This is a genomic window from Paenibacillus sp. EPM92, assembly GCF_016586185.1.
Classification (GTDB): Bacteria; Bacillota; Bacilli; order Paenibacillales; family NBRC-103111; genus Paenibacillus_G; species Paenibacillus_G validus.
In genome coordinates, this window is sequence record NZ_BCPS01000145.1 from 1 (window position 1) to 545 (window position 545).

The following is a 545-nucleotide window of genomic DNA, read 5'->3' on the forward strand; positions in this document are numbered from 1 at the left end:
CCGGGAAATATCCATCTTGGATATATGAATATCACATTGTAAGTGTATTCTTCAGATTTGCAGTCTTCTCTGTACATCATATATCATTATATCCACAGGTAACACTTGCTTTAAAAGCATTGATTTTAGCAATCAAGTTACCGAGGCCTAACCTATCCACCCCTGCTATGGTGATCGCCACAGCATGAGGCTTCGGATGGGGGTTAGTTGTCCATGAGCTGATGATCATGCTCCCTTCCTTGAGTTTGCTCCGGAAATATTGCCGGAAATCATCCCTCGAGCACCCATCGTAAAGCGGATAGAGGAGTCGCTTCAGACAGGCCCCGTTGCAAGAAATGGCTTCGAAGACATCCCAGTTGAAGTGTTCTTGTGACGCGAATTTTCATGTCGATAACTAGAAGACGTCCATTTGGACTAATCATGATATCTGCCCCTGCTGGACCGTAGTAGCCCTTGCTGTGCAAGAAACGGGCCAAGTCATCCATAATTTCCGCATATTCTTCCTGAAGTTGTGGCTGCTCCGGGTACGAAATGCAACCTCCCGT

Annotated in this window: 2 protein-coding genes; one reads left to right on the top strand and one right to left on the bottom strand. The window is 46.2% G+C overall.

Annotated elements, in window-relative coordinates; genetic code table 11:
• Positions 1–188: hypothetical protein (locus tag JMF85_RS28315; protein ID WP_236596032.1), on the top strand; the 188-nt coding region annotated here is incomplete at its 5' end.
• Between the two features lie 81 nt (positions 189–269).
• Here JMF85_RS28315 and JMF85_RS28320 read toward each other — a convergent pair.
• The coding region (locus JMF85_RS28320) for a hypothetical protein (protein ID WP_236596033.1) at positions 270–545 on the bottom strand (276 nt) is incomplete at its 5' end.